Annotated in this window: 5 protein-coding genes and 1 pseudogene; 3 read left to right on the top strand and 3 right to left on the bottom strand. The window is 68.4% G+C overall.

Translation table 11 applies throughout. The annotated features are described in order from the left end of the window. Window positions 1-36: 36 nt before the first annotated feature. The gene (locus DMC18_RS08875) at window positions 37-1,083 is read right to left on the bottom strand and encodes a MaoC family dehydratase (RefSeq protein ID WP_110118385.1); all 1,047 of its coding nucleotides are present in this window, start codon (window positions 1,081-1,083) and stop codon (window positions 37-39) included. A 132-nt stretch (window positions 1,084-1,215) separates the two neighbouring features. Here DMC18_RS08875 and mdh point away from each other — a divergent pair, with 132 nt between their 5' ends. After that, on the top strand, window positions 1,216-2,178 hold the full coding sequence (gene mdh, locus DMC18_RS08870) for a malate dehydrogenase (RefSeq protein ID WP_058347105.1): 963 nt from the start codon (window positions 1,216-1,218) through the stop codon (window positions 2,176-2,178). Window positions 2,179-2,287: 109 nt separating this feature from the next. Further along, window positions 2,288-2,381: pseudogene (locus DMC18_RS27275) on the top strand (hypothetical protein); the annotation flags it as partial. A gap of 10 nt (window positions 2,382-2,391) precedes the next feature. Here DMC18_RS27275 and DMC18_RS08865 read toward each other — a convergent pair. Then, window positions 2,392-2,820, bottom strand: a complete 429-nt coding sequence (locus DMC18_RS08865; RefSeq protein WP_110118386.1) for a CBS domain-containing protein — start codon at window positions 2,818-2,820, stop codon at window positions 2,392-2,394. Window positions 2,821-2,910: 90 nt separating this feature from the next. Then, a complete protein-coding gene (locus tag DMC18_RS08860) occupies window positions 2,911-3,771 on the bottom strand; it encodes an NAD(P)H-binding protein (RefSeq protein ID WP_233245167.1) in 861 nt (286 codons plus the stop codon). Window positions 3,772-3,918: 147 nt separating this feature from the next. On the opposite strand from DMC18_RS08860, the gene DMC18_RS08855 reads away from it, so the two are divergent. Further along, entirely contained in the window at window positions 3,919-4,338 is a 420-nt protein-coding gene (locus tag DMC18_RS08855; RefSeq protein WP_199228334.1) for a helix-turn-helix domain-containing protein, read from the top strand. Window positions 4,339-4,516: the final 178 nt, after the last annotated feature.

Here is a 4,516-nt window from a genome sequence, read left to right as displayed (position 1 = left end):
TGGGAGCTGGCCGGAAAGGCCGGATGCAGATCGAAGTCAGCCACGTTTCGGAACCGCCGCCCAATAGTCGAAGTCGAGGATCACGGCCGGGTCGTACACACCCTCGCTATCCTTGTCCGGGAAATCGGCGCAGGGCCGGTCCTTGGTCGCCACCAGCCGCAGGCGCAGGGCGCCGAGGCCTCCCAGATCCGCCTTGTCGAGCACCTGGCTCCAGGCGAACACCGTCGCGCCGGCGAAGAACGGGGCCACATGGCGGCCGCCGTTGATCCCCAGGATCAGGCCGGCGTTCTGCAGACCGTTGAACGACAGGGCCTTGGCCGTCGAGATCACCACCCCGCCATAGACGAGGCGCCGGCCCGACGGGTCCTTGGCGCGCTCGAACTGGTTGAAGTGCACCTTGGCGGTGTTCTGCCACAGCCGCGTGGCCATCTGGTGCTCGGCCTCCTCCACCGCCATGCCGTCGACATGGTCGATCTTCTCGCCGACCGCGTAGTCCTCGAAGGCGTGCGGGGCGCCGGCCAGCGACCAGTCATAGCCTGAGAAATCCAGCCCCGCCGGAACGATCAGGTCCGAAGACGCGACCGCCTTGGCCAGGTCCGGAACCGACTGGCCCTCGACCACGGCCGACGGATCGCGCTTTCGCACCATCACCCAGCGCACATAGGACAGCACGGCCTCGCCGCGCTGGTTGGTCCCGGTGGTGCGGACATAGACGACGCCGGTCTTGCCGTTCGAATTTTCCTTCAGGCCGATCACTTCTGAGGTCGCCGTCAGGGTGTCGCCGGGGAAGACGGGCGCCAGGAACCGGCCTTCAGCGTAGCCCAGGTTGGCCACGGCGTTCAGGCTGATGTCGGGCACGGTCTTGCCGAACACCACGTGGAAGGCGACCAGGGGATCGACGGGGGCGGCGGCCAGGCCGCTCGCCCGGGCGAATTCGTCCGACGAGAACAGCGAAAAGCGCGGGCCGTACAAGGCCGTATAGAGAGCAACGTCGCCCGCCGTCACCGTGCGCGGCGTCGCGTGGACCAGGGTCTGGCCCGGCTCGAAGTCCTCGAAAAACCGTCCCGGATCGGTCTTGCTCACGGCGCCTCTCCTTGTCGTTGTTGTGATCGTTTTGCCGCAGCGCAGCGAAACGGGAAAGGGGGCTTGAGACTAAGCCGCTAGGGGCGTAGACCGCGCCCCGACATTTCCTGTCCACAGCCTGATGGAGACCCCATGGCTCGCGCGAAGATCGCCCTTATCGGCGCCGGCATGATCGGCGGCACCCTGGCCCACATCGCCGCTCGCGAAGAGCTGGGCGACGTGATCCTGTTCGACATCGCCGAAGGCACCCCGCAGGGCAAGGCGCTCGACATCGCCGAAGCCTCGGCCGTGTTCGGCAAGGACGTGGCCCTGAAGGGCGCCAACGACTACGCCGACATCGCCGGCGCCGACGTCTGCATCGTGACCGCCGGCGTGCCGCGCAAGCCGGGCATGAGCCGCGACGACCTGCTGGGCATCAACCTGAAGGTCATGAAGGCCGTCGGCGAAGGCATCAAGGCCCACGCCCCGAACGCCTTCGTCATCTGCATCACCAACCCGCTCGACGCGATGGTCTGGGCCCTGCAGCAGTTCTCGGGCCTGCCGAAGGAAAAGGTCATCGGCATGGCCGGCGTCCTGGACTCGGCGCGCTTCGCCTACTTCCTGGCCGAAAAGACCGGCGTGTCGGTCGAAGACATCCACGCCTGGACCCTGGGCGGCCACGGCGACGACATGGTGCCGATGGTCCGTCACTCGACCGTCGGCGGCCTGCCGCTGCCGGACGCCGTGAAGGCCGGCTTCCTGACCCAGGAAGAGCTGGACGCCATCGTCGAGCGCACCCGCAAGGGCGGCGGCGAGATCGTCGCCCTGCTGAAGACCGGTTCGGCCTTCTACGCCCCGGCTGAAAGCGCCATCGCCATGGCCACCAGCTACCTGAAGGACAAGAAGCGCGTCCTGCCGTGCGCCACCTTCCTGAACGGCGAATACGGCCTGTCGGACCTCTATGTCGGCGTGCCGGTCGTCATCGGCGCCGGCGGCGCTGAAAAGATCATCGAGTTCGAAACCAACGACGCCGAGAAGGCGATGTTCGCCAAGTCGGTCGAGTCGGTGAAGGGCCTGATGGAAGCCTGCAAGACCATCGACCCGACCCTGGTCTAAGACCGGTTCGACCGTCGAAAACGACGAAGGGCGGCCCCGAAAGGAGCCGCCCTTTTTCTTTTTCCCTCTCCCATGGGGAGAGGGAGGGGCCCAGGCGACAGCCTGGGAGGGTGAGGGGGTACGCCGCCTACCGGCGTGCGGCACGCCGTCAAACCTCGTAACCCCTCATCCGGCGCTTCGCGCCACCTTCTCCCTTTGGGAGAAGGAAAAGCGCTAGTGCGACGCCTCGGCGTCCTGCGAGATCTCCTCCAGCGTCTTGCCGACCTGCTTGGCGCCGTAGTCCTTGGCCACGTCGCCCAGGGAGAGAATGCCGGTCAGGCGGCCGGTGTCGTTCAGCACCACCAGGCGGCGGACCTGGTTGTTGGCCATCTTGGCGGTGGCGTCGGCCAGGATGTCGTCTTCCTTCACCGACAGCACCTCGCCGTCGCTCATCACCTCGGACACAGGGCTATCGAAGCTGCGGCCCTCGGCGACCACGCGCAGCACGATGTCGCGGTCGGTGACCAGACCCAGCACCTTGCCGTCCTCGACCACCGGCACCACGCCGCTGTCGACCTTGGCCATCACCTCGGCCACCTTGCGGATGCTGTCGCCGGGACGGGCGACCGAGACCTGGCTGGTCATGGCGTCGCTGACTTTCATCGGGTGTTCCTCCTTCAGGGGGAATGCAAATTGGACCCGCTAGAAACCCCGCGACGCCGAAGACCGTTCCGCTTGCCCGGTCGGCGACGCTTAGCCCAGCGCCGCCTTGTTGGCCGCCAGGAAGGCCGCGACGCCGGTCGGCGCCTTGCCGGTCAGGCGCTCGACGGCGTCGGTGACGATCGCGTGCTGGCCCTCGGCCGCTTGCGCATCGAAGTCGGCCAGGACGTCGACATAAACCGGCGGCAGGCCGGCCTGGGCGAGGCCCGCGCGCAGGGCGTCGAGCGGGATGTCCTGGTGCGCCACCGGCTTGCCCGAGACCTGCGCCAGCAGGGCGGCCAGCTGGTCCTGGGTCAGGGCCTGCGGGCCGGAGACGTCGAGGATCTGGCGGCCTTCCGCGCCCAGCAGGGCGGCGGCGTCGGTCGCAGCGCAATCCTCGCGGGTGACATAGGCCCGGCCCTTGCCGGCCGTGGCGGCGTAGAGCGTGCCGCCGGCGATCGCCTGGCCCGCGCCCAGCAGGATGGTCTCGGCATAGAGGTTGTGGCGCAGGATGGTCCAGGTCAGGGACGGCGCGGCGATGATCGCCTGCTCGCTCCAGAAGTGGTCGTCGATCACCCCGCCGCCGGCCTGGGGCCGCGCGCCGGGGGCCGAGGTGTAGAGCACATGGCTCACGCCCGCCTCGACCGCCGCGGCGACGGCGGCGCGGATCTGGGTAATGCGGGTTCCCCATTGGCCCAGGCTGTCGGTGCTGACCAGCAGCACCCGGTCGGCGCCGGCGAAGGCCGTCTTCAGCGAGGCCGGATCGTCGAAGTCGGCGGCGCGCACGTCGACGCCCTTGGCCGCCAGGTCGGCGAGCTTGGCCGGATCGCGGGTCGTGGCGATCACATGCTTGGCGCCGGCCTCGAGCAGCAACTCGACGATGCGGCGACCCAGCTGGCCTCCGGCGCCGGTCACCAGAAGGCGGTCGTTTAGAAAGGGTCGCGCAAGAAAGGGGGTGGCGGTCATCGAAGGCGTCCTTTGCTGGTCTCTTTTCGAGACCAGGTGTAGATGTGAGAGCGAGGCCCCGTCGTAAAGACGGCAGTTTTCCGGGAGATAGGCACCTTGAAGGAACCACCCACGCTCTCACCCGAAGCGCTCTGCGACGCGCTGGACGGCTGGAAGGGCCAGGGCTTCACGGCCTCCGACTGCCCGGTGCGCGACGTCATCGACCACCTGGGCGACAAGTGGAGCACCCTGCTGCTGTCGCTGCTGGCCACCGGCCCCAAGCGGTTCGGAGCCCTGCGCCGGGCCGTGCCCGACATCTCCCAGCGCATGCTGACCCAGACCCTGCGCGACCTGCAGCGCGACGGCCTGATCGAACGCGAAGTGTTCCCGACCAAGCCGCCCAGCGTCGAATACAGCCTCTCGCCCCTGGGCGTGTCGCTGCAGGGCCCCCTCAACGCCCTGATCGCCTGGGCCATGGACCACCACAACGCCATCCGCGCGGCCCGGGCGCGGTATGACGAGGCCGAGGCGGCTTGAAGAGATCCTCCCGCTCTGGGGGAGGTGGCCCGAAGGGCCGGAGGGGGGCCGTTCTCAGCTGCCGCAGGGCTGGCCGTCTCCCTCCCGTAAAATCCCCGCGAAAGCGGGTTTCGCACCGGACCCCTCTCCCCTTGCGGGAGAGGGTGGCCTGCGAAGCAGGTCGGGTGAGGGGTCTCTC

This window comes from Caulobacter sp. D5, assembly GCF_003185805.1.
Lineage (GTDB): Bacteria > Pseudomonadota > Alphaproteobacteria > Caulobacterales > Caulobacteraceae > Caulobacter.
This window is presented reverse-complemented; position numbering and strand designations above follow the sequence as displayed.